At 72.1% G+C, this 22,232-nt stretch carries 17 protein-coding genes and 1 pseudogene; 13 read left to right on the forward strand and 5 right to left on the reverse strand.

Annotation, left to right across the window (positions count from 1 at the left end; genetic code table 11):
• Positions 1-31 precede the first annotated feature (31 nt).
• The gene (locus ACIRPU_RS07905; protein WP_403863110.1) at positions 32-1,639 is read left to right on the forward strand and encodes a phytoene desaturase family protein; all 1,608 of its coding nucleotides are present in this window, start codon (positions 32-34) and stop codon (positions 1,637-1,639) included.
• Between the two features lie 12 nt (positions 1,640-1,651).
• On the opposite strand, the pseudogene ACIRPU_RS07910 reads toward ACIRPU_RS07905, so the two are convergent.
• A pseudogene (locus ACIRPU_RS07910) lies at positions 1,652-1,963 on the reverse strand (SDR family NAD(P)-dependent oxidoreductase); the annotation flags it as partial.
• Between the two features lie 109 nt (positions 1,964-2,072).
• Between ACIRPU_RS07910 and ACIRPU_RS07915 the strand changes: the two are divergent.
• The 3 genes from ACIRPU_RS07915 (at position 2,073) to ACIRPU_RS07925 (ending at position 6,354) form a co-directional block, all read left to right on the forward strand.
• Positions 2,073-3,182, forward strand: a complete 1,110-nt coding sequence (locus tag ACIRPU_RS07915; RefSeq protein WP_403863113.1) for an NAD(P)H-dependent flavin oxidoreductase — start codon at positions 2,073-2,075, stop codon at positions 3,180-3,182.
• Positions 3,179-4,732, forward strand: coding sequence for an acyl-CoA synthetase (locus tag ACIRPU_RS07920; protein ID WP_403863115.1), 1,554 nt, complete (start codon positions 3,179-3,181; stop codon positions 4,730-4,732). The genes ACIRPU_RS07915 and ACIRPU_RS07920 overlap by 4 nt, the downstream gene beginning before the upstream one ends.
• 125 nt (positions 4,733-4,857) lie before the next feature.
• On the forward strand, positions 4,858-6,354 hold the full coding sequence (locus tag ACIRPU_RS07925; RefSeq protein WP_403863118.1) for an acyl-CoA synthetase: 1,497 nt from the start codon (positions 4,858-4,860) through the stop codon (positions 6,352-6,354).
• On the opposite strand, the gene paaK is transcribed toward ACIRPU_RS07925, so the two are convergent.
• A complete protein-coding gene (paaK, locus tag ACIRPU_RS07930) occupies positions 6,349-7,644 on the reverse strand; it encodes a phenylacetate--CoA ligase PaaK (RefSeq protein ID WP_403863603.1) in 1,296 nt (431 codons plus the stop codon). The two genes, ACIRPU_RS07925 and paaK, sit on opposite strands and share 6 nt — an antisense overlap.
• 209 nt (positions 7,645-7,853) lie before the next feature.
• On the opposite strand from paaK, the gene ACIRPU_RS07935 reads away from it, so the two are divergent.
• Together ACIRPU_RS07935 and ACIRPU_RS07940 are read left to right on the forward strand one after the other, a co-directional pair.
• Positions 7,854-8,723: an alpha/beta fold hydrolase gene (locus ACIRPU_RS07935; protein WP_403863121.1), complete on the forward strand. Its 870-nt coding sequence runs from the start codon at positions 7,854-7,856 to the stop codon at positions 8,721-8,723.
• Positions 8,724-8,767: 44 nt separating this feature from the next.
• Complete coding sequence (locus tag ACIRPU_RS07940) at positions 8,768-10,276, forward strand: esterase/lipase family protein (protein ID WP_403863124.1); 1,509 nt, start codon at positions 8,768-8,770, stop codon at positions 10,274-10,276.
• A gap of 12 nt (positions 10,277-10,288) precedes the next feature.
• On the opposite strand, the gene ACIRPU_RS07945 is transcribed toward ACIRPU_RS07940, so the two are convergent.
• Complete coding sequence (locus tag ACIRPU_RS07945) at positions 10,289-11,893, reverse strand: acyl-CoA synthetase (RefSeq protein WP_403863127.1); 1,605 nt, start codon at positions 11,891-11,893, stop codon at positions 10,289-10,291.
• A gap of 185 nt (positions 11,894-12,078) precedes the next feature.
• On the opposite strand from ACIRPU_RS07945, the gene ACIRPU_RS07950 reads away from it, so the two are divergent.
• The 6 genes from ACIRPU_RS07950 (at position 12,079) to ACIRPU_RS07975 (ending at position 17,151) form a co-directional block, all read left to right on the forward strand.
• Complete coding sequence (locus ACIRPU_RS07950; RefSeq protein ID WP_403863130.1) at positions 12,079-12,879, forward strand: crotonase/enoyl-CoA hydratase family protein; 801 nt, start codon at positions 12,079-12,081, stop codon at positions 12,877-12,879.
• A gap of 132 nt (positions 12,880-13,011) precedes the next feature.
• Positions 13,012-13,953 (forward strand): Zn-ribbon domain-containing OB-fold protein, encoded by a 942-nt coding sequence (locus tag ACIRPU_RS07955; protein WP_403863133.1) that lies wholly within the window; start codon positions 13,012-13,014, stop codon positions 13,951-13,953.
• Positions 13,950-14,999, forward strand: coding sequence for a thiolase domain-containing protein (locus ACIRPU_RS07960; protein WP_384117914.1), 1,050 nt, complete (start codon positions 13,950-13,952; stop codon positions 14,997-14,999). Before ACIRPU_RS07955 ends, ACIRPU_RS07960 begins: the two co-directional genes overlap by 4 nt.
• Entirely contained in the window at positions 14,996-16,162 is a 1,167-nt protein-coding gene (locus tag ACIRPU_RS07965; RefSeq protein WP_355708280.1) for a thiolase domain-containing protein, read from the forward strand. The genes ACIRPU_RS07960 and ACIRPU_RS07965 overlap by 4 nt, the downstream gene beginning before the upstream one ends.
• Positions 16,163-16,245: 83 nt before the next feature.
• Positions 16,246-16,488, forward strand: coding sequence for a DUF397 domain-containing protein (locus tag ACIRPU_RS07970; protein ID WP_355708279.1), 243 nt, complete (start codon positions 16,246-16,248; stop codon positions 16,486-16,488).
• Between the two features lie 165 nt (positions 16,489-16,653).
• Positions 16,654-17,151 carry a hypothetical protein gene (locus tag ACIRPU_RS07975; RefSeq protein ID WP_062646030.1) on the forward strand — a complete coding sequence of 166 codons (498 nt, stop codon included), beginning with the start codon at positions 16,654-16,656 and terminating at the stop codon, positions 17,149-17,151.
• A 7-nt stretch (positions 17,152-17,158) separates the two neighbouring features.
• On the opposite strand, the gene ACIRPU_RS07980 is transcribed toward ACIRPU_RS07975, so the two are convergent.
• Both ACIRPU_RS07980 and ACIRPU_RS07985 read right to left on the reverse strand, forming a co-directional pair.
• The gene (locus ACIRPU_RS07980; protein ID WP_403863138.1) at positions 17,159-19,087 is read right to left on the reverse strand and encodes an N-acetylmuramoyl-L-alanine amidase; all 1,929 of its coding nucleotides are present in this window, start codon (positions 19,085-19,087) and stop codon (positions 17,159-17,161) included.
• A 242-nt stretch (positions 19,088-19,329) separates the two neighbouring features.
• Positions 19,330-20,469 carry an aminoglycoside phosphotransferase family protein gene (locus tag ACIRPU_RS07985; RefSeq protein WP_403863141.1) on the reverse strand — a complete coding sequence of 380 codons (1,140 nt, stop codon included), beginning with the start codon at positions 20,467-20,469 and terminating at the stop codon, positions 19,330-19,332.
• A gap of 233 nt (positions 20,470-20,702) precedes the next feature.
• On the opposite strand from ACIRPU_RS07985, the gene ACIRPU_RS07990 reads away from it, so the two are divergent.
• The gene (locus ACIRPU_RS07990; protein ID WP_384117906.1) at positions 20,703-22,214 is read left to right on the forward strand and encodes a hypothetical protein; all 1,512 of its coding nucleotides are present in this window, start codon (positions 20,703-20,705) and stop codon (positions 22,212-22,214) included.
• The last annotated feature ends 18 nt before the right edge of the window (positions 22,215-22,232 follow it).

Below are 22,232 nucleotides of genomic sequence, written 5' to 3' on the forward strand. Positions count from 1 at the left end.
CGATCTTGATCCGCTCGTGTTACGAAGAACCATGCCTGAACACGAGGGACACGCGGGACCCGCGGGACACGAGGATCACCGGGGACACCGGGCCTACGACGTCGTCATCGTCGGCGGCGGCCACAACGGCCTGGTCGCCGCCGCCTATCTGGCCCGGGCCGGCCGGTCCGTGCTGGTGCTGGAACGGCTGGACCACACCGGCGGCGCCGCCGTCTCCACCCGCCCGTTCAGCGGCGTGGACGCCCGGCTGTCCCGCTACTCGTACCTGGTCAGCCTGCTGCCCCGGAAGATCGTGCGGGACCTGGGGCTGGACTTCCGCGTCCAGGGCCGCACCATCTCCTCGTACACCCCCGTGGAGCGCGGCGGGCAGCCCACCGGCCTGCTCGTCGGCGGCGGCGAGGAACGCACCCGCGAGGCGTTCGCACGGCTGACCGGCGGCGAGCGCGAGTACGCGGCCTGGGAGCGCTTCTACGGCATGACCGGGCGCGTCGCCCGGCAGGTCTTCCCCACCCTGACCGAACCGCTGCCCACCCGGGACGAGCTGCGTCGGCGCGTCGACGACGAGGAGGCCTGGCGCACCCTGTTCGAGGAGCCCGTCGGCGTCGCCGTCGAGGAGCGCTTCACGGACGACCTGGTACGGGGTGTGGTCCTGACCGACGCGCTCATCGGGACCTTCGCCGACGCCCACGACCCCTCCCTGAAGCAGAACCGCTGCTTCCTCTACCACGTGATCGGTGGCGGCACCGGCGCCTGGGACGTACCCGTGGGCGGGATGGGCGCCCTGACCGACGCCCTCGCCGGCGCCGCCCGGGAGGCGGGCGCCGTCCTGGCCACCGGGCACGAGGCCGTACGCATCGACACGGACGGCCGTACGGCGGAGGTCACCTACCGCACCGCCGACGGCGAGGGCGTCGCCGCCGCCCGGCATGTCCTGGTGAACGCCTCCCCGCAGGCGCTCGCGGCCCTCACCGGCGACGAGCCGCCCACCCCCGCCGAGGGCGCCCAGCTCAAGGTGAACATGCTGCTCAAGCGCCTGCCCAGGCTGCGGGACAGCTCCGTCGACCCGCGCGAGGCGTTCGCCGGCACCTTCCACATCGCCGAGGGATACGAGCAGCTCGCCACCGCGCACGCCCAGGCGGCCGCGGGTGAACTGCCCGCCGCCCCGCCCTCGGAGATCTACTGCCACTCCCTGACCGACCCCACCATCCTCGGTCCGGACCTCGTGGCGCGGGGCTACCAGACGCTGACCCTGTTCGGCCTGCACACGCCCGCCCGGCTCTTCGAACGGGACAACGACGCCGTGCGCGAGGAGCTCCTGGCGGCGACCCTCGCCCAGCTGGAGGCCCACCTCGCCGAGCCCCTCGCCGACTGTCTGGCCATCGACGCCGACGGCCGCCCCTGCATCGAGGCGAGGACCCCGCTGGACCTGGAGCGCGACCTCGGGCTGCCCGGCGGCAACATCTTCCACCGCGACCTGGCCTGGCCGTACGCCCAGGAGGGCGTCGGCCGCTGGGGCGTGGAGACCCGGCACGCCAACGTGCTGCTGTGCGGCGCGGGCGCGGTGCGCGGGGGAGGGGTCAGCGGGGTGCCGGGACACAACGCGGCGATGGCGGTGCTGGAGGAGCCGGCCGGCGGCTGAGCGGCCCCGGGATCAGGCCCGCATGCCCCCGTCGACCCGCAGGACCGTGCCCGTGACGTAGGACGCCCGGTCGCTCAGCAGCCAGGCCGCGGCCTGGGCGATCTCGTCCGGGTCGGCGGCGCGGCCCAGCGGGGTGAGGGCGTTGAGGTGGCCGACGATTCCCGGGGTGTCCGCCTCCCAGGCGTCGATCATCTCCGTCAGCGTCGTACCGGGCGCGATGGCGTTGACGCGGATGCCCTCGGGGCCGTAGGCGGCGGCGGCCGACGCGGTCAGGCTGTTCAGCGCCCGCTTCGTCGCGCCGTACACGGGGAGCGCCGGGGCTGCTGTCGGTCGTGGGCACCCAGCGGATGAACGTGCCCGGCTGAGACAGCAAATCTGACGGAGTATCAGAAAGAGGCTTCCGTCGTCGCACCGGCTGCGGCATCCTGCGCCCATGCAGACGGAGCTGAGCAAACAACTGGGAGTCGAGCACGCCGTCTTCGGCTTCACGCCGTTTCCCGCCGTCGCCGCGGCCATCAGCCGTGCCGGCGGCTTCGGTGTGCTCGGCGCGGTCCGCTACACCGCGCCCGACGACCTCAAACGCGACCTCGACTGGATCGAGTCGCACGTCGACGGGAAACCGTACGGCCTCGACGTCGTCATGCCCGCGAAGAAGGTCGAAGGCGTCACCGAGGCCGACGTCGAAGCGATGATCCCGGCAGCGCACCGGCAGTTCGTGCAGGACACCCTCGCCAAGTACGGAGTGCCCGAGCTGGCCGAGGGCGAGGCGTCCGGATGGCGGATCACCGGCTGGATGGAACAGGTCGCCCGCGGTCAGCTCGACGTCGCCTTCGACTACCCGATCCGGCTGCTGGCCAACGCCCTCGGATCCCCGCCCGCCGACATCGTCGCCCGCGCCCATGAACAGGGCGTGCTCGTCGCCGCCCTCGCCGGCAGCGCCCGGCACGCCCGCAAACACCGGGAAGGCGGCATCGACATCGTCGTCGCCCAGGGCTACGAGGCGGGCGGCCACACCGGCGAGATCGCCTCGATGGTGCTCACCCCCGAGGTCGTCGAGGCCGTCGACCCGCTGCCGGTCCTCGCCGCCGGCGGCATCGGCAGCGGACAGCAGGTCGCCGCCGCCCTCGCGCTCGGCGCGCAGGGGGTGTGGCTCGGGTCGGTCTGGCTGACCACCGCCGAGGCCGACCTGCACTCGGCCGCCCTCACCCGCAAACTCCTCGCGGCCGGCTCCGGGGACACGGTCCGCTCCCGCGCCCTCACCGGGAAACCGGCACGCCAACTGCGTACCGAATGGACCGACGCCTGGGACGCCGACGACGGGCCCGGCACCCTCCCCATGCCGCTCCAGGGGCTGCTCGTCGCCGAGGCCGTCTCGCGCATCCAGAAGTACGAGGTCGACCCCCTGCTCGGCACGCCCGTCGGCCAGATCGTCGGCCGGATGAACGACGTCCGCAGCGTCCAGGCCGTCTTCGACGACCTCACCCGCGGCTTCGAACGGGCCGTGGACCGCGTCAACCGCATCGCCGGAAGGAGCGGCACATGACCAGCACACCCCCCGCGGGCTTCTGGGCCCAGGCGACCGAGGATCCCGACCGCACCGTCCTGATCGCGCCGGACGGAGCGCGGTGGAGCGCCGGACGTCTGCACGCCGCCGCCAACCGGCTCGTGCACGGACTGCGTGCCGCCGGCCTGGAGCGCGGCGACGCCTTCGCCGTCGTGCTGCCCAACTCGGTCGAGTTCTTCACCGCCCATCTCGCCGCCACCCAGGCCGGCTTCTACCTCGTCCCGGTCAACCACCACCTGGTGGGCCCCGAGATCGCCTGGATCGTCTCCGACTCCGGCGCCAAGGTCCTCCTCGCCCATGAGCGGTTCGCCGACCAGGCACGCCGGGCCGCCGACGAGGCAGGGCTCCCCGGCACCCACCGGTACGCCGTCGGCGAGGTCGAGGGCTTCCGTCCGTACGCCGAACTCCTCGACGGACAGCCGGAGTCGCCGCCGGCCGACCGCACCCTGGGCTGGGTCATGAACTACACCTCGGGCACGACGGGCCGCCCGCGCGGCATCCGGCGCCCGCTGCCCGGCAAGCTGCCCGAAGAGGCGTACCTCGGCGGATTCCTCGGAATCTTCGGCGTCCGGCCGTTCGACGACAACGTGCATCTCGTCTGCTCGCCGCTCTACCACACGGCGGTGCTCCAGTTCGCGGGCGCGTCCCTGCACATCGGCCACCCCCTGGTCCTGATGGACAAGTGGACGCCCGAGGAGATGCTCCGCCTCATCGACGCCCACCGGTGCACGCACACCCATATGGTCCCGACCCAGTTCCACCGGCTGCTGGCCCTCCCGGCGGACGTCCGGGCGCGCTACGACGTGTCGTCCATGCGGCACGCCATCCACGGCGCCGCGCCCTGCCCCGACCATGTGAAGCGGGCGATGATCGACTGGTGGGGCACCTGTGTGGAGGAGTACTACGCGGCCAGTGAGGGCGGCGGCGCCTTCGCCACGGCCGAGGACTGGCTCAAGAAGCCCGGCACGGTCGGAAAGGCCTGGCCCATCAGCGAGCTGGCGATCTTCGACGACGAGGGCGACCGGCTGCCGCCCGGCGAACTCGGCACCGTGTACATGAAGATGACGACCGGAGGCTTCGCCTACCACAAGGACGACGACAAGACGAGGAAGAACCGCATCGGCGACTTCTTCACCGTCGGCGACCTCGGCGTGCTCGACGAGGACGGCTACCTCTTCCTCCGCGACCGCAAGATCGACCTGATCATCTCGGGCGGCGTCAACATCTACCCCGCCGAGATCGAGTCCGCGCTGCTCGCCCACCCGGCCGTCGCCGACGCCGCCGCCTTCGGCATCCCGCACGACGACTGGGGCGAGGAGGTGAAGGCCGTGGTCGAACCGGCCCCAGGCCGCGAGCCCGGACCCGACCTCGCCGCCGCTCTCCTCGACCACTGCGCCGAACGGCTGGCCGGCTACAAGCGCCCCAAGAGCATCGACTTCATCGCCGAGATGCCCCGCGACCCCAACGGCAAGCTCTACAAGCGGCGGCTGCGGGAGCCGTACTGGGAGGGGCGGACGCGGCCCGTGTGAGCGGGGCCCGCCAGACGCGTGTGCCGCTCCTTCCCCCGGCGGGGGCGGCGCCACGGCGGTCCGACCGGCATCCCGGGCCGCCGGCGACTTGACCCGCCCCGGCCGCCGCCCGAGGATCATGAGTCATGACGCCCGGACATGGCAGCACGGTCGACGGGGTGCTGCGGCGCAGCACCCGCCGCACCCCGGCACGCGTCGCGGTCGAGTACCGCGACCGCACCTGGACCTACGAGGAACTCGACGAGGCCGTCTCGCGCGCGGCGAGCGTCCTGCTCGGCGAGGGTCTCGTGCCCGGCGACCGGGTCGGCGCCTACGGCCACAACTCCGACGCCTACCTGGTCGCGTTCCTCGCCTGTGCCCGCGCGGGCCTGGTGCACGTCCCCGTCAACCAGAACCTGACCGGCGAGGACCTGGCGTACATCGTCCGCCAGTCGGGCAGCACGCTGGTCCTCACCGACCCGGACCTGGCCGACCGGCTCCCGGCCGGCACACGGCACCTCGCCCTGCGGGACGCCGACGACTCACTCCTCGCCCGGCTGCCCGCGACCCCCGCGTACGACGGTCCCGAGCCGCGCTCCGAGGACCTGGTGCAGCTGCTCTACACCTCGGGCACCACGGCGCTGCCCAAGGGCGCGATGATGACCCACCGCGCGCTGGTGCACGAGTACCTGAGCGCGATCACCGCCCTCGACCTGAGCGCCGGCGACCGTCCCGCGCACTCCCTCCCGCTGTACCACTCGGCGCAACTGCACGTGTTCCTGCTGCCGTACCTCGCGGTCGGCGCCACGAACATCATTCTGGACGCGCCCGACGGCGACCGTCTCTTCGACCTGATCGAGGCGGACCGCGTCGACAGCCTGTTCGCCCCGCCGACCGTCTGGATCGGCCTGGCCAACCGCCCCGACTTCGCGACCCGTGACCTGAGCGGGCTGCGCAAGGCGTACTACGGGGCGTCGATCATGCCGGTGCCCGTCCTGGAGCGGCTGCGCGAACGCCTGCCCGGGCTGGGCTTCTACAACTGCTTCGGGCAGAGCGAGATCGGTCCGCTCGCCACCGTCCTCGCCCCCGACGAGCACAAGGGCCGACTGGACTCCTGCGGACGCCAGGTCCTGTTCGTGGACGCCCGGGTCGTCGACGAGAACGGCGACGACGTCCCCGACGGCACGGCCGGCGAGATCGTCTACCGGTCCCCGCAGTTGTGCGAGGGCTACTGGGACAAGCCGGAGGAGACCGCCGCGGCCTTCCGCGACGGCTGGTTCCACTCCGGCGACCTCGCCGTGCGCGACGCCCACGGCTACTTCACGATCGTCGACCGGGTGAAGGACGTCATCAACTCCGGTGGCGTCCTGGTCGCTTCCCGCCAGGTCGAGGACGCGCTGTACACCCATGACGCCGTCGCCGAGGCGGCCGTGATCGGCCTGCCCGACGAGAAGTGGATCGAGGTGATCACGGCTGTGGTCGTCCCGCGCGGCGAGGTCACCGAGGAGGAACTCGTCGCCCACGCCCGCGAGAACCTCCCCCACTTCAAGGCGCCGAAGCGGGTGCTGTTCGTGGACGAGCTGCCGCGCAACGCCAGCGGCAAGATCCTCAAGCGGGAGCTGCGCGAACGGTTCGCCTCATGACTCCCGCAGGTCCACGATCCGCCTGATCTTGCCCACCGACCGCTCCAGCGACTCCGGATCGACGATCTCGACGGCGACCGACACGCCGATCCCGTCCTTCACGGCCGCCGCGACGGCCCGCGCGGCCGTGTCGCGGTCCTCGGGGGTCGCGTCGGGGCGGGCCTCCGCGCGGACCGTGAGGGCGTCGAGGCGGCCCTCACGGGTCAGCCGGAGCTGGAAATGGGGCGCCACGCCCGGCGTGCGCAGCACGATCTCCTCGATCTGGGTGGGGAAGAGGTTCACCCCGCGCAGGATCACCATGTCGTCGCTGCGCCCGGTCACCTTCCGCATCCGCCGGAAGACGCGTGCCGTGCCCGGCAGCAGCCGGGTCAGGTCCCGGGTGCGGTAACGGACGACCGGCATCGCCTCCTTGGTGAGCGAGGTGAAGACCAGCTCGCCCTCCTCGCCCTCCGGCAGGACCTCACCGGTGATCGGGTCGACCACCTCGGGATAGAAGTGGTCCTCCCAGATGTGCAGGCCGTCCTTCGTCTCCACGCACTCCTGCGCGACCCCGGGGCCGATCACCTCCGACAGTCCGTATATGTCGACGGCGTCGATCGCGAACCGGCCCTCGATCTCCTGGCGCATCCGTTCCGTCCACGGCTCGGCGCCGAACACGCCGACGCGCAGCGAGGTGGAGCGCGGGTCGACGCCCTGGCGTTCGAACTCGTCGAGCAGCGTGAGCATGTAGGAGGGGGTCACCATGATGATCCGGGGCTCGAGGTCCTGGATCAGCCGGACCTGACGGGACGTCATGCCGCCGGACGCGGGGATCACCGTACAGCCGAGGCGTTCGGCGCCGTAGTGGGCGCCGAGGCCGCCGGTGAACAGCCCGTAGCCGTACGCCACATGGACCGTGTCACCGGGCCGGCCGCCCGCCGCGCGGATTGAACGGGCCACCAGGTCCGCCCACAGGGACAGGTCCGCCTCGGTGTAGCCGACGATCGTGGGGCGGCCGGTGGTGCCGCTGGAGGCGTGGATGCGGCGGACCCGGTCCCGGGGCACGGCGAACATCCCGTACGGGTAGTGCTCGCGCAGGTCGGCCTTGGTGGTGAAGGGGAAGCGGGGCAGGTCGCCGAGGTCGCGGCAGTCGTCGGGGTGGACGCCCGCCCTGTCGAAGGACTCGCGGTAGAACGGCACGTGGGCGTACGCGTGGCGCAGCGAGGCCCGCAGCCGCTCCCGTTGCAGGGCGCGCAGGGCGCCCTCGCCGAGGCGCTCGCCCTCGTCCAGCAGGTTCCTCGCGTCCGCCATGGGGCTCTCTCCCTCGTCTCCCTCGTCGCCCTCGTCGAACCAGGTCGATCCGGCCGTCGAACCCTGCCAATACGGGCGACCGATCATTCGGTCGATCTTCCTCGGGATCAGTAATCCAGGCCGGCCGGCCACAGGCAAGAGGGCGGCCGTGACTTTCGCCCGGGAGAACTCCGTTGCGGACCGGTCCGGCCCCCGTCGAGGATCGGGGCATGCCGACCTTCACCGCCCCGGACGGGACCGAGCTCGCCTACCACCTGCGGGGCCAGGGCGCGCCGCTCGTCGTACTGCCCGGCGGCCCCCTGCGCGCCTCCGCCTACCTCGGCGACCTCGGCGGTCTCGCCGCCCGCCGCCGGCTGATCCTCCTCGACCTGCGCGGCACCGGCGACTCCGCCGTCCCCGCGGACCCGGCCACGTACCGCTGCGACCGGCAGGTCGACGACGTCGAGGCGCTGCGGGTCCGCCTCGGTCACGAGCGGATCGACGTGCTCGCCCACTCGGCGGGCGCCAGCCTCGCGCTGCTGTACGCGGCCCGGTACCCGCACCGGGTGTCCCGGCTCGCGCTGATCACCGCCACGCCGTGGGCGCTGGGCCGGCCGGCCACGGCCGAGGACCGGCTGACGGCGGCTCGGCTGCGCACGGCCGAACCCTGGTTCGCCACGGCGTACCCGGCGTTCGAGGCCTGGCTCGGGGGCGGCGCCGATCCGGACTGGGCGGTCGTCGGCGCCTTCTTCTACGGCCGGTGGGACGACGATGCCCGCGCCCATGACGCCGCCGCGGACGAGCAGACCAACTCCGAGGCGGAGGACGCGTTCCTGGCACCGGAGGCCTTCGACCCGCCCGCCCTGCGGGCCGCCCTCGCGGACCTGACCGCCCCGGTCCTGGTACTCGCCGGCGAGGTGGACGGCGGACCCCGGCCCGAACTCGCCCGGCTCCTCGCCGACGCCTTCCCGAACGCCGAGTTCGCCGTACAGCCCGGCGCCGGCCACTACCCGTGGCTGGACGACTCGGAGTGGTTCGCCGCACGCACCGGAGCCTTCCTCGACGGCACACCGGTCGCCGGATCGGTGCCGCCCGCCTAAACTGAGGGTGCCTCCACCAGCGAACTCGATCCGTGGAGTGGGCCATGCCCGACCAGCCGAAGCTCCCCATCGTGTACGCGAGGGGATTCGCGGGCGACACCTCGGGAATCAACAGTGCCGTCCAGGATCCCTTCTACGGCTTCAACGAGGGATCGACGCATGTGCGCGTCGGACCGGACGACAAGCCCGCGTTCCACCAGTTCGAGAGCCCGTTGCTGCGGCTGCATCTCGACGAGGGGTACCAGATCCTGGTGCGGGGCGGCCAGGAGACGTATCTGGACACCCATGACGAGATCCCGTCCGACAGCATCTGGATCCACCGCTTCTACGACGCCTCGGCGAGCACCTGGAGCACGAGCCCCAGGAAGTTCCGCCTCGAGGACGCGGCCCAGGACCTGCTCCGCCTCGTCAGGACGCTCAAGGAGAAGAGCGGCGCGCCGCGCGTCCACCTGGTGGCCCACTCCATGGGCGGCCTCGTCTGCCGCTGCCTCATCCAGAAGATCCTCCCCGAGCTGGGCGAGGATCCGGCGGACCACGTGGACAGGTTCTTCACCTACGGCACCCCGCACGGAGGCATCGCCTTCGACGTCGGGTTCGGGCTGGTCGAGCGGCTGATGGGCGCCACCGGCATCGCCGGCGCCGACGTCTTCGCCCCCCGGCGCATGTACGAGTACCTCACGCCCGACTCCCTGCGAGAGGACGGCGGCCCGCCGAAGAACTGGGACCCGCGGGAGATTCCCGAGGGCGGATTCCCGTCGCACCGGATCTTCTGCCTGGTGGGCACGGATCCCACCGACTACGACGTCGCCCGCGGCCTGTCCGCGCGTGCCGTCGGCGCTCGCAGCGACGGGCTCGTGCAGATCGACAACGCCCAGGTTCCCCACGCGCACCGGGCGTTCGTGCACCGCAGCCACAGCGGGCGCTACGGACTCGTCAACTCCGAGGAGGGCTACCAGAACCTCCAGCGCTTCCTCTTCGGCGACCTGCGGGTACAGGCCGAACTGGTCGGCCTCCGACTGCCCCGCGAGGCCGGCGGCACCAGCTGGCAGGCCGAGGTGCGGCTGGCCGTGCGCGGGCTGCCCAGCGTGATGCACGAACAGCTGGCCGCCCACTGGTGTCCGATCCAGCTGCCGGAGCCGCACGCCGACGGCACGGCCGCCGAGCCCGTCCCGCTGGCGACGACGTTCCTCAACAGCAAGGCGCCCCGGCCCCCGGAGACTCCCACGCTGCGGTACGCGCTGCATCTGCGGATCCTGTCGCTGCGGGAGCGGGACGGAATCCTGCGCTTCACCGACCACCTCGAACAGACCGCGGACTTCGCCGACATCCTCGTCGTCGACGTCGGCTCCGGACAGCAGGGTCCGGGCGTCTGGGCCGTCTGGAACTCGGACCTGCCCGGCGCCATTTGGGAGCACCGGCCCACCGGCACACCGTGCGGCGACGAAGACCCCCGCAGCGGCGTCTGGCTGGCCCACATCCCCCTCCCCGCTACGGCGAAGCCGATCCTGGGGGAGGAGGCGAGCATCCGGCTGACCGTCACCCCCTGGGGCTGACGCCCGGCCGCGTCACCGGTCCTCGGCGACCGCCACCTCTCGCGCCCACCGGTAGTCCGCCTTCCCGCTCGGCGAGCGCCGGATGGACTCCGTGACCACCAGCTGACGCGGGATCTTGTAGCCGGCCAGCCGGGTGCGGCAATGGTGCTGGATGTCCTCCAGCGAGGGCTGCGCGGCACCGCTGCGCACCTGCACGACCGCCGCCACATGGCTGCCCCACGTCGGGTCCGGCACCCCGGCCACCAGGGCGTCGTACACGTCCGGATGAGACTTCAGCGCCTGCTCGACCTCCTCGGGGTACACCTTCTCGCCCCCGGTGTTGATGCACTGCGAGCCGCGCCCGAGGACCACGACCACGCCCTCCTCGTCGACGGTCGCCATGTCGCCGAGCAGTACCCAGCGTTCGCCGTCCTTGCGGAAGAAGGTCTCGGCCGTCTTCGCCGGGTCGTTGTAGTAGCCGAGCGGGACGTGACCGCGCTGGGCGACCCGCCCGACCTCGCCCGCCGCGACCGGTTCATGGGTGGCCGGATCGACCACCCGGGTACGGGAGTTGACGCGGACCCGGAAGCCGCGCTCGGGCCCCGAGTCCTCCGTCGCGGTGCCGTTGAACCCGGACTCCGAGGAGCCGAAGTTGTTCAGCAGCATCGCGTTGGGCATCAGCGCCCGGAACTGGCGGCGGACCGTGTCCGACATGATCGCGCCGGACGAGGACACGCTGAACACCGACGAGCAGTCCGTGCCCCTCAGCGGGCCGTCGAGCGCGTCGATCAACGGCCGCAGCATCGCGTCGCCCACCAGGGAGATGCTGGTGACCTTCTCCTTCTCGATCGTCCTCAGCACTTCCTCGGGAACGAACTTGCGGTGGATCACGACACGTTGACCGAAGTTGAAGCCGATGAAGGCGGTGAGGGTGGAGGTGCCGTGCATCAGCGGCGGGGTGGGGAAGAAGGTGATCCCGGTTCCGCCGGCCGCGACCCGCTCGGCGATCTCCTCCGGCTTCTTCACCGGTTCGCCGGTCGGCGAGCCGCCGCCCAACCCCGAGAAGAACAGGTCCTCCTGACGCCACATCACCCCCTTGGGCAGGCCGGTCGTGCCGCCGGTGTAGATGATGAACTGGTCGTCGCCCGAGCGGTCGGGGAACCCGCGCCCGGGAGAGCCGCTCGCCTCCGCGTCCGCGAAGGAGATGACGCCCTCGCCCGGCGGGCCCACCCGTATCAGGTGCCGTAGCCCCGGGGTCTGCGGCAGCGCCGCCGCCACCCGGTCCGTGAACTCCGCGTCGTATACCAGCGCCACCAGATCCGCGTCCCGGTAGAGGTAGACCAACTCCTCTTCCACATAGCGGTAGTTGACGTTGACCGGCACGATCCGCGCCTTGAGGCAGCCCAGCACCGTCTGGAGGTACTCGACGCCGTTGTACAGATGCAGGCCGAGATGCTCTCCGGGGCGGATCCCGCTGTCGAGGAGGTGATGGCCGACGCGATTGGCCGCGGCGTCGAGCTCCGCGTACGTCAGCCGGCGCTCCGCGCCCGTGCCGGGGTGGTCGACGTACACGAGCGCCTCACGGTCCGCCGCCACGTCGACGACCGACTCGAACAGGTCGGCAAGGTTGTACTCCACCGCTCCTCCTGACCGGGGGCCGGTTCTGGGGCCTGGTTCTCCGACGGTTCGTCGGTCATCTGAGCAAAGCGGGCCGTAAGTGGGAAGGGCCCGCGCCAATAAATCTGACTGACTGTCAGAAAACCCTTGAACTGCCATCACGCCTCCTGCAACCTGTTCTCGTTCTTTCCGAGGGGAGATCTGCGATGAGCGGCACCGAACACCTCACCGTGCGCCGCGAAGGCGCCACACTCGTGCTCACGCTCGACAGGCCGGAGGCCAAGAACGCGCTCTCGATCGCCATGCTCGTAGGCCTGTACGACGGCTGGCTCGAGGCCGACGCTGACGACTCGATCCGCTCGATCGTCTTCACCGGCGCGGGCGGCTCCTTCTGCGCCGGCATGGACCTCAAGGCCCTGGCCGGCCGCGGCATGGAGGGCGAGCGGCACCGCGACCGGCTCAAGGCCGACCCCGACCTGCACTGGAAGGCGATGCTGCGCCACCACCGCCCCCGCAAGCCGGTGATCGCCGCCGTCGAGGGGTACTGCGTCGCGGGCGGCACCGAGATGCTCCAGGGCACCGACATCCGCGTCGCGGGCGAGTCCGCCACCTTCGGTCTCTTCGAGGTCAAACGCGGCCTCTTCCCGATCGGCGGCTCGACGGTCCGCCTGCCACGCCAGATCCCGCGCACCCACGCCCTGGAGATGCTGCTCACCGGCCGGCCCTACACCGCCCGCGAGGCCGCCGACATCGGCCTGATCGGCCATGTGGTCCCCGACGGCACCGCCCTGGAGAAGGCCCTGGAGATCGCCGAACGCGTCAATGCCTGCGCGCCCCTTGCCGTGGAGGCCGTGAAGGCGTCCGTCTACGAGGCCGCCGAGTTGACCGAGGCCGACGGGCTGGCCGCCGAACTCGCACGCGGTTGGCCGGTGTTCGACACCGACGACGCGAAGGAAGGCGCGCGTGCCTTCGCGGAGAAGCGGGCGCCGGTCTACAAGCGGGCGTGACGCTCCGCGGGTTGAGCGGACGGGCGTGACGCCGTTCGCCGACTGCGGGCCGCCGTGGGCTGGTCGCGCAGTTCCCCGCGCCCCTCACGGGGCCCGGCCCCAGCACGCCGAACTCCCAAGGAGGCAGCTCCGATGCCCGAAGTCCTCAAAGCACCGCTCGTCGTCGAGTTTCCGTTCACCCGTTCCCTCGGTCCCGTGCAGAGCGCCTTTCTCACCGGCCTGCGTGAGCGGGTCGTCCTCGGTGTACGGGCCTCCGACGGCCGGACCCTCGTCCCGCCCGTCGAGTACGACCCGGTCACCGCCGACGAGATCCACGACCTGGTCGAGGTCGCCCCCACCGGCACGGTCACCACCTGGGCCTGGAACCACGCGCCCCGCCGCGGGCAGCCCCTCACCACCCCCTTCGCCTGGGTCCTGGTCCGCCTCGACGGCGCCGACACCGCCCTGCTGCACGCTCTCGACGCCCCCGGCCCCGACGCCGTCCACACCGGGACGCGCGTCCGGATCCGCTGGGCCGAGGAACGCACCGGCGCCATCACCGACATCGCCTGCTTCGAGCCGTACGAGGGCGGACCGGCCGAACTCACCGGCAGCACCGGCGAGTTCGCGGACCCGGTCGCCGGCATCGTCGCCGCCGCCCGGCTCGACTACACCTATTCGCCCGGCCGGGCCCAGACCGCCTACATCAACTCCCTCGCCGACCGCAGGACCGTCGGCGAACGCTGCCCGTCCTGCCGCAAGGTGTACGTCCCGCCGCGCGGGGCCTGCCCCACCTGCGGCGTCCCGACCGACGAGCAGGTCGAGGTCGGACCGCGCGGGACCGTCACCACCTTCTGCATCGTCAACATCAAGGCGAAGAACCTCGACATCGAGGTGCCCTACGTCTACGCCCACATCGCCCTCGACGGCGCCGACCTCGCGCTGCACGCCCGCATCGGCGGCATCCCCTACGACCAGGTACGCATGGGCCTGCGCGTCGAACCGGTGTGGACGGACGGGGCCCGCTACCCCGACCACTACCGGCCGACCGGCGAACCCGACGCGGACTACGACACGTACAAGGAGCTGCTGTGAACCGGGACATCGCGGTGGTGGCCTTCGCGCAGACCGACGTCCGGCGCACCACCGACGAGCTCTCCGAGGTCGAGATGCTCATGCCGGTCCTGCACAGCGTCCTGGACCGGACCGGTCTCAAGACCGCCGACATCGGCTTCACCTGCTCCGGCTCCAGCGACTACCTCGCCGGCCGGGCCTTCTCCTTCACCCTCGCCCTCGACGGCGTCGGCGCCTGGCCGCCCATCTCGGAGTCCCATGTCGAGACGGACGGCGCCTGGGCGCTGTACGAGGCGTGGACCAAGCTGCTCACCGGCGACGCCGACACCGCGCTCGTCTACTCCTACGGCAAGTCCTCGCCCGGCTCCCTGCGCGACGTGCTCACCCGTCAGCTCGACCCGTACTACGTCGCCCCGCTGTGGCCCGACTCCGTCGCCCTCGCCGCCCTCCAGGCGCAGGCCCTGATCGACGCGGGCGACACCGACGAGAGCGAACTCGCCGCGATCGGCGCCCGCAGCCGCCGCGTCGCGACCCTCAACTCCCGTGCTCAGCTCCGTGGTTCCGTCCCTCAGGGGGACTACGTCGTACGGCCGCTGCGCACCGGCGACTGCCCACCCGTCGGCGACGGCGCGGCCGCCGTGATCCTCGCGGCCGGCGAGCGGGCCCGCGAACTGTGCTCCCGGCCCGCCTGGATCCGGGGCATCGACCACCGGATCGAGGCCCACTCGCTCGGCGTGCGCGACCTCACCGACTCGCCCTCCACCCGCCTGGCCGCCGAACGTGCCGGCGCCTTCGAGCGGCCCGTCGACACCGCGGAACTGCACGCCCCGTTCAGCGCGCAGGAGGTCGTCCTGCGCAAGGCGCTGCGGCTCGACGACAGCGTGCGGGTGAACCTGTCCGGCGGCGCCCTCGCCGCCAACCCGATGATGGCCGCCGGCCTCATCCGCGTCGGCGAGGCCGCCGCCCGGATCCACCGGGGCGAGTCCGACCGCGCCCTCGCCCACGCCACCTCAGGACCGTGTCTGCAGCAGAACCTGGTCGCCGTACTCGAAGGGGAACCGCGATGAGCAAGGAGCCCGTGGCCGTCGTCGGGATCGGCCAGACCAAGCACGTCGCGGCACGCCGGGACGTGTCGATCGCGGGGCTCGTCCGCGAGGCCGCCCGACGCGCCCTCGACGACGCCGAGCTGACGTGGGCCGACATCGACGCCGTCGTCATCGGCAAGGCCCCCGACTTCTTCGAGGGCGTCATGATGCCCGAGCTCTACCTCGCCGACGCGCTCGGCGCCGTCGGCAAGCCGATGCTGCGGGTGCACACGGCCGGCTCCGTCGGCGGGTCCACCGCCCTCGTCGCCGCCGGCCTCGTCGCGGCCCGCGTGCACGGCACCGTGCTGACCCTCGCCTTCGAGAAACAGTCCGAGTCCAACGCCATGTGGGGACTGTCCCTGCCGATCCCCTTCCAGCAGCCCCTGCTCGCCGGGGCGGGCGGATTCTTCGCCCCGCACGTGCGCGCGTACATGCGGCGCAGCGGCGCCCCCGACACCGTCGGCTCCCTGGTGGCGTACAAGGACCGGCGCAACGCGCTGAAGAACCCCTACGCACACCTGCACGAGCACGACATCACGCTGGCGAAGGTCCAGGCCTCGCCCATGCTCTGGGACCCGATCCGCTACTCGGAGACCTGCCCCTCCTCCGACGGCGCCTGCGCGATGATCCTCACCGACCGGGCCGGAGCCGCCCGCGCGCCCCGCCGGCCCGCCTGGATGCTCGGCGGCGCGATGCGCAGCGAACCGACCCTGTTCGCCGGCAAGGACGCCGTGTCGCCGCGGGCCGGCCAGGACTGTGCCGCCGACGTCTACCGGCAGGCCGGGGTCACCGACCCGCGCCGGGACATCGACGCCGTCGAGATGTACGTGCCGTTCTCCTGGTACGAGCCCATGTGGCTGGAGAACCTCGGTTTCGCCGACGAGGGCGAGGGCTGGAAGCTGACCGAGGCCGGGGTGACCGAGCTCGACGGCGACCTGCCCGTCAACATGTCGGGCGGCGTCCTGTCCACCAACCCGATCGGCGCCTCCGGCATGATCCGCTTCGCGGAGGCGGCGCTCCAGGTGCGCGGCCAGGCCGGGGAACACCAGGTGGAGCGGGCCGGGAAGGTCCTCGGGCACGCGTATGGCGGCGGCTCGCAGTTCTTCTCCATGTGGCTCGTGGGAGCGCGGCCACCGGAGTCCTGAAAGGTCCCCCTCACGTGCTCTGTCGGGGTTCGGAACCGATCGCTAGGCTGACCCGCGGACGACGAACCGGGAGGAGCACGGACGTGGCCGAGAGCACCATCCAGCAGCAGCCGCTCACGGGCTGGGACAAGCCGGAGCTGGACCTCAGCAGCGCCGAGTGGCAGTCCAGCAGCCGGGGGCGGGGGGATGTCCAGATCGCCTTCGTCGAGGGATTCATCGCGATGCGCAACAGTGGTCGCCCAGCGAGCCCTTCCCTGATCTTCACGCCCGCGGAGTGGGGCGCGTTCGTGTCGGGGGCGCGGGAGGGGGAGTTCGACCTGACCTGAGACCGGTGCCGGGCGTCCGGCCGGCACGGTGCGCCTGCCCGGGCGGGGACCCGGGCGGGCAGGCGTCGTGAGCCGCCACCACCCGAGGAGCGACGGCACCCCGGGACGACGAACCGTGTCCCTCCCGGCGGTCGCCGGACGGCGCTGTCCACGTACCATGGCGGCATGTCGTTCCTCCGCCGCCGCAGCGCCACTCCCGCCGGGCCCGACTTCGACGTCCTGGCCATGGATCCGGGCGACTGGCCCGGCAACCTGGGCGCCGGACTGCTGCCCGCCCCCGACGGCAGCTGCCAGGGCGTCTTCCTGCGCTACGACCTCTTCGGCGGCCGCGGCCCCGCGATGATCATCGGCAACCTGCCCGAGGGCTCCCCGGCCCGTGAGGTGGAGGAGGGAGAGGTTCCCTTCGAGGTCGCCCAGCTGCTGCTCGCGCTGGAGAACGACGAGGAGGTGACCGTCGTCGGCACCGAGGACATGCCGGTGATGCAGGGCGACAACCTCCTGATCGTGCGCCGCCTCAAGCTCTCCGAGGGCCGGATCTCCTGCGTGCAGTTCGACCGCAGCGACAACGTCCTGGTGACCATCGCCGCCTGGGACCGCCCCATCACCGACGACCTGTACGCCCTGCTGAAACCGCTCCCGGCGGAGCTGTTCCAGCAGGGCTGAGGCGCGACTACGACATCGACGACATCAGCTTCACGTCCGCGGCCCGCACGAACGCCACCCGGTGGCCGTACTGGATCTCGTAGTACTGGTCCTCGCCGATCACGACCTGGTGCGAGCCGGTGGCGAAACTGACCGCGTAGTAGTACTCGCCCGGCACCTTGTCGCCGACCACGTACTTCTGGCCCTTCGGCAGGGTGTACGGGAGCGGCGACACCGCCTGGGCCGGGACGCCCGCCGGGTAGGCCGACGCCTCCGGGTAGGCGCGGCCGTAGACCGGAACGCTGTCGGGGCCGTCCTTGGGAGTGATCACCTGGCCCGCCGCGGGTACCGCCGTCGGCCGGTCCTTCGGGTTGTGGAACCACGCCTTCTGACCCAGGTACCAGATCGCCGTCCAGTCACCCCACTGGTCGGCGACCGCGTACTGCTGGCCGGTGGACACCCGCGAGGAGGTGTCGTTCACGCCCGTGGTCGGGGCCGACCCCTGGCCGATGTCCTTGATCAGGGCCGACTTCTCGTCGTGGTCGGAGTACAGCCGCACCGCGCCGGAGCCGTGCGCGGCGCACGGCTCACCCTTGGTGACACAGTCCGTGTACACGGGCTGGTTGGCGAGGTAGTCCGGCCGGATCGTCACCAGACCGCCGCTCCTGCGGGCCGTCGCCGCGAAGGGCCGGTCCAGCAGCTCGAAGTAGTGCCGCCAGTCCCAGTACGGGCCCGGGTCGGTGTGCATCCCGGAGACGGTCGCGGTGGTCGGCCCGGGCACGTTGTCGTGGCCCAGGACGTGCTGCCGGTCCAGCGGGATGCCGTACCGCCCGGCCAGGTACTTCACCAGCCGCGCCGACGACCGGTACATCGCCTCCGTGTACCAGGAGTCCGGCTGGGCGAGGAAGCCCTCGTGCTCCAGGCCGATCGACTTGGCGTTGATGTACCAGTTGCCCGCGTGCCAGGCCACGTCCTTGGCCTTCACATGCTGGGCGACATGGCCGTCGGTCGAGCGCAGGGTGTAGTTCCAGGACACATAGGTGGGGTCCTGGACCATGTTCAGCACCCCCTCCCAGCCGCCCTCGGTGTCGTGCACGACGATGTACTTGATGCTCGGCGCGGTCGGCCGGTCCCCGAGGTCGTGGTTGCCGTAGTCGTTGTCGCCGAACTGCTCGTAGGGCGCGGGGATCCACTCGCAGGACACCGTCGTCGGGCACTCGGTGCCGGCCGTGGAGGCCGTGCGCAGGCCGGTCTCCCGTAGCTGGGCGGTCCGCGGGGCCAGGCCCGGCACGGCGGCCAGGGCGACCGGCCCACCGGCGTCCGTCATGCGCTCCGCGCCGGTGCGGAGCACGTCGAAGACGTCGTCGGCGTAGGCGCCGGCCGTCGCGCTGTCGTCCGCGCCCGAGAAGCGCGCCACCGCGCCGTACCAGTCCGCCGGGTCGGCGCTCAGCGGCTCGCCCAGGCTCCGCTGCGCGGCGGCGAGGAGCGCCGCGCCGCCCGCGATGTTGGCCGAGGGATCCGTGCGCAGCTCCTCGGCGCTCAGGCCGGTCAGCTCCGCCGCCCTCGGCAGCGTCCGCAGCCGGGCCGGGAGCTCGTCGACGGCCGGGAGCCGCGTCCGCGGGACACGGGCCGGGCGGGCGGAGTCGCCGCGGGCGTCCTCCGCGCCCTGGCTGTGGTGCGGGGCCGCGGCGAGCGCCGTACGGGCGTCGGTGAGGTGCATCGGTCCGTAGCCGCCGGTCACGCTCGGCGCTCCGGCGTGCGTGTCCCAGCGGGACTGGAGGTAGGAGACGCCCAGCAGCAGGCTGCGCGGCACGTGGTACTCGGCGGCCGCGACGCCGAAGGCCCGCTGAAGGCTGCTCGCTCCGGCAGCCGTGCCGGCCGGGGTGACCGAGGGATCCGTGGCCTCGGCCGGCGAGGCCGCGCCGAGCAGCGGGAGCAGCAGAGCCGCCGACGCCATGGCGCCTGCGGCTCTACGGGTGTGTCTGCCAGGTCCGGGGCGAGTGACGGGTTTTCGCAAGACGGCCTCCTGGGACGGGCGGGCGGGGGGTGCGGGGCCGGGCATGAACCATCTGTCACCGGCTTGCCGACAACCCGTCAATCATGCCCACACACAGGAGATTTCCCCCGTCAAGACACCGCTGGCGCACCGCGGGCGCCCGCGGTGCGCCGCCGTTCAGGCGACCGCGGACCCCTGTCCCCTCAGCGGGTGCCGACCGCCGCGCGCACGGCCCGGCGGGCCAGCTGGCAGTCGTCGTGCAGTCGTCGCAGCAGCAGTCGCTGTTCCTCGCCGGACGGCCCGCCACCTGGATGGGCGCCCGGGGCCGTCGGGGTGACGTCGTGCATCGAACGCTGCACGGCCGTCTCGTAGGTACGGATCTCGCGGGTCAGGACCAGCATCAGGTTCACCAGGAAGGCGTCCCGGGAGGCCGGGCCCGCCGACTGGGCGATCTGGCTGATCTGACGGCGCGCCACCGGCGCGTCGCCCAGCGCCGACCACAGCGTCGCCAGGTCGTAGCCCGGCAGATACCACCCCGCGTGCTCCCAGTCCACCAGCACTGGACCGGCCGGTGAGAGAAGGATGTTCGACAGGAGGGCGTCGCCGTGACAGAACTGGCCCATGCCCTGCCGGCCCGCGGTGGCCGCGATGCCGTGCAGCAGCTTCTGGAGGTCGCCCATGTCCCGGTCGGTGAGCAGACCCAGCTCGTGGTAGCGGGAGATACGGGCGGCGTAGTCCAGCGGGGCGTCGAACGTCCCGGCAGGGGGCCGCCAGGCGTTGAGCCGGCAGACCGCGCCGAGTGCCGCCCGGACGTCCGCGCGCGGCGGGGCCTCGGTGGGGTGCCGCTGGAGTGCCGCCACCCGGCCCGGCATCCGCTCGATCACCAGGGTGCAGTTGTCCGGGTCCGCCGCGATCAGTCTCGGCGCCCGCACCGGAGGGCGGTGCCGGACGAACGTGCGGTACGCGGCTATTTCGTGCCTGATCTGCTCGGCCCACACGGGGGAGTGGTCGAGTAAACACTTGGCGACCGCCGTGCTGCGGCCGGTCGTGCCGACCAGCAACACCGAGCGTCCGCTGCGGCGCAGCACCTGGACCGGGGCGAACTCCGGGCAGATCCGGTGCACGGACGCGATCGCCGTGCGCAGCTGGGCGCCCTGGGGGCCGGACAGGTCGAGTCTCCCGCTGAGCGGTTGAGTGCCCAGCCCCGCGGGTCGCCGGGCGAGACCGGCGCCGAGCGCGGGGCCCGCCGACCGCGCGGCGGGGTCGAGATAGGGGCCGCCGCCGCCCGGGCGGGTGTGCAGCGACCGGGGCGGGGCGGACACGGAGGACGATGCTGCGTACATGGGAGAAACAGATCCCTTCGTGTGCCGGACGTCAGAACGCTGCCCCGACCGGCCCTTTCGGGTACACCCTGGGGAATGTCCCTCGGCGACCGGGTCGGGGTGGCGCTTTCCTACCTGACACCCATCGCCCAGTGGCACACCATCTGGCGAACCCTGGCGAACCCTGGCGAATAGTCGCCCGGCAACTTTCACCGGGCTACTGTCAACTCCAGCCGAGAACCTGGGGGCTTGACGTGAGCGGACAACCCAACACCCGCCTCTCGGACCTGTTCGGCCTGGCCGGCTGGTCCAAGGGGGAACTCGCGAGGCTGGTCAACCGGCAGGCGGCGGCCATGGGCCACCCCCAGCTGTCGACCGACACCTCCCGGGTGCGGCGCTGGATCGACATGGGAGAGATCCCGCGCGATCCGGTGCCGAGGGTGCTGGCGGCTCTGTTCACCGAGCGTCTCGGCCGTGTCGTGACCATCGAGGACCTCGGTCTGGTCCGGCACGGGCGTACAGGGAAACGGCCCGGCGGCGGGAATGAGGAACACCCCGACGATGTGCCGTGGGCGCCCGAACGGACTGCTGCGGTCCTCACCGAATTCACGGGAATGGACCTCATGCTCAACCGACGCGGCTTGGTGGGTGCGGGTGCCGCGCTCGCCGCGGGATCAGCTCTCAGCAGTGCCATGTACGAGTGGCTGCACACCGACCCCACCCTCTCCTCCGACGCTCCTGTCATCGACCATCCCCTCCTCCACCATGCCGACCCCGCCGGGTTCGACCGCTACGAGGCCGCCCCCATCGGAAAGGAGGAGGTGGACGAACTCGAGCGTTCGGTGGAGGTGTTCCGGGCCTGGGACGCGGCCCGCGGAGGCGGGCTGCAACGCAAGGCCGTCGTGGGACAGCTCAACGAGGTGGGCGGCATCCTCGCCTACCACCATCCCGCCCATCTCCAGCGGCGCCTGTGGGGCGTCGCGGCCAACCTCGCCGTCCTCGCGGGCTGGATGTCGCACGACATCGGTCTGGAGCCCACGGCCCAGAAGTACTTCGTCATCGCCGCCCATGCCGCACGAGAGGGCGGTGACCGGCCGCGGGCCGGCGAGGCGCTCTCCCGGGCGGCCCGTCAGATGGTCCACCTCGGGCGGCCCGACGAGGCCCTCGACCTGATGAAGCTCGCCCAGTCCGGATCCGGCGACGACGTGACGCCGCGCACCCGGGCGATGTTCCACACCGTCGAGGCCTGGGCGCAGGCGTCGATGGGCAAGGGCCAGGCCATGCGCCGTACCCTCGGTCTCGCGGAGGACCTCTTCGTCTCCGACAAGGGGGACGTCGCACCGCCGTCCTGGATGCAGACCTTCAAGGACGAGGATCTGTACGGCATGCAGGCGCTGGCCTACCGCACGCTGGCCGAGTTCGAGCCGCAGGCGGCCGCGCACGCCCAGTACTACGCGGAGCGGGCGCTGGCGCTGCGCGTCGACGGGCGGGAGCGGTCGAAGATCTTCGACCATCTGTCCATGGCGTCCGCCTGTTTCATCGCCGACGACCCCGAGCAGGCGGACCGGTTCGCGCGGCTGGCCCTGATGTCGATGGGGTCGAACTCCTCCCGGCGCACCTGGGACCGGCTGAGCCAGATGTACCGGCTCACCGCGGAGTACGCCACCTACCCGAGGATCAGCGAGCTGCGTGAGGAGATCAGGCTGGCGTTGCCCAAGCAGAAGGGCAGCAGGGGGAGCAAGGGGGGCAACGGCGCTCAGGTGTGAGCGGGACGTCGTCGGTCC

Origin of the sequence: Streptomyces sp. NPDC102259, assembly GCF_044766465.1 — a bacterium.
Classification (GTDB): Bacteria; Actinomycetota; Actinomycetes; order Streptomycetales; family Streptomycetaceae; genus Streptomyces.

What these genes read in the sequence shown, in the direction of transcription:
- ACIRPU_RS07905 (WP_403863110.1), top strand. Translation starts at nt 32, where the DNA reads ATGCCTGAACACGAGGGACACGCGGGACCCGCGGGACACGAGGATCAC.
- ACIRPU_RS07915 (WP_403863113.1), top strand. Translation starts at nt 2,073, where the DNA reads ATGCAGACGGAGCTGAGCAAACAACTGGGAGTCGAGCACGCCGTCTTC.
- ACIRPU_RS07920 (WP_403863115.1), top strand. Translation starts at nt 3,179, where the DNA reads ATGACCAGCACACCCCCCGCGGGCTTCTGGGCCCAGGCGACCGAGGAT.
- ACIRPU_RS07925 (WP_403863118.1), top strand. Translation starts at nt 4,858, where the DNA reads ATGACGCCCGGACATGGCAGCACGGTCGACGGGGTGCTGCGGCGCAGC.
- paaK (WP_403863603.1), bottom strand. Translation starts at nt 7,644, where the DNA reads ATGGCGGACGCGAGGAACCTGCTGGACGAGGGCGAGCGCCTCGGCGAG.
- ACIRPU_RS07935 (WP_403863121.1), top strand. Translation starts at nt 7,854, where the DNA reads ATGCCGACCTTCACCGCCCCGGACGGGACCGAGCTCGCCTACCACCTG.
- ACIRPU_RS07940 (WP_403863124.1), top strand. Translation starts at nt 8,768, where the DNA reads ATGCCCGACCAGCCGAAGCTCCCCATCGTGTACGCGAGGGGATTCGCG.
- ACIRPU_RS07950 (WP_403863130.1), top strand. Translation starts at nt 12,079, where the DNA reads ATGAGCGGCACCGAACACCTCACCGTGCGCCGCGAAGGCGCCACACTC.
- ACIRPU_RS07955 (WP_403863133.1), top strand. Translation starts at nt 13,012, where the DNA reads ATGCCCGAAGTCCTCAAAGCACCGCTCGTCGTCGAGTTTCCGTTCACC.
- ACIRPU_RS07965 (WP_355708280.1), top strand. Translation starts at nt 14,996, where the DNA reads ATGAGCAAGGAGCCCGTGGCCGTCGTCGGGATCGGCCAGACCAAGCAC.
- ACIRPU_RS07975 (WP_062646030.1), top strand. Translation starts at nt 16,654, where the DNA reads ATGTCGTTCCTCCGCCGCCGCAGCGCCACTCCCGCCGGGCCCGACTTC.
- ACIRPU_RS07980 (WP_403863138.1), bottom strand. Translation starts at nt 19,087, where the DNA reads ATGGCGTCGGCGGCTCTGCTGCTCCCGCTGCTCGGCGCGGCCTCGCCG.
- ACIRPU_RS07985 (WP_403863141.1), bottom strand. Translation starts at nt 20,469, where the DNA reads ATGTACGCAGCATCGTCCTCCGTGTCCGCCCCGCCCCGGTCGCTGCAC.